At 75.6% G+C, this 312-nt stretch carries 1 pseudogene; it reads right to left on the reverse strand.

Going from position 1 to position 312, the window contains the following annotated elements:
* Positions 1-127: 127 nt before the first annotated feature.
* A pseudogene (locus tag C7C45_RS33400) lies at positions 128-312 on the reverse strand (hypothetical protein); the annotation flags it as partial.

Consider the following 312-nt stretch of genomic DNA (forward strand, 5'->3'; position numbering starts at 1 on the left):
TTCGTCGTGCCCCGCGCCGGCGGGCGACTGGGCTACCGGCCCCTTGTGGTGGGGGGTGAGGTGGCACCGGCGCCACGCGGAGTCCGCTCCGCGCGGCGCCGGTGCTCGTCGGTGCCAGCCCGGTCCGTCACTTCGCGGTGAGCAGCGCCGCGATCCGGGTGAAGCCGGCGCGTACCTCGGCCTCGTCCGGTGGCTCGGCGGGCTCACCGTGACCCGCCTCGTCGGCGGCGGCGTCCAACTCCTCGTCGATCACGTCCTCGAAGTCGCCGTACAGGTCGGCGCCCTCGACCTGCCTCGCCTCGTCCTCGGCGG

The sequence above is a fragment of the Micromonospora arborensis genome, assembly GCF_003205615.1.
Taxonomy (GTDB): domain Bacteria; phylum Actinomycetota; class Actinomycetes; order Mycobacteriales; family Micromonosporaceae; genus Micromonospora; species Micromonospora arborensis.